1 protein-coding gene is annotated in these 230 nt (G+C 26.1%); it reads left to right on the top strand.

Features of this window, described 5'->3' with window-relative positions; all coding sequences use genetic code 11:
* Positions 1–230: hypothetical protein (locus H2O73_RS24455; protein ID WP_220457798.1), on the top strand; the 230-nt coding region annotated here is incomplete at both ends.

Here is a 230-nt window from a genome sequence, read left to right on the forward strand (position 1 = left end):
TTTAAATATGATGAAATTTATCAAGATAGTTTAACTCATTATTTACAAAAAGGAAAGATACGTACTTGGAATAGTCTTACAGTTCCTATGTTGGGTGGTGTTAAATCAGAAAACATTATAAATCTTGGGTATTTTAATGAAGCTCTGCCTACAATGTATAAAAATGATACTGCTTTAATAAAAACACGTTTTACTAAAACTTATGATATTAGTACATTTAGAAAACAGAA

It is taken from the genome of Vibrio marinisediminis (assembly GCF_014050145.1).
Taxonomy (GTDB): Bacteria; Pseudomonadota; Gammaproteobacteria; order Enterobacterales; family Vibrionaceae; genus Vibrio; species Vibrio marinisediminis.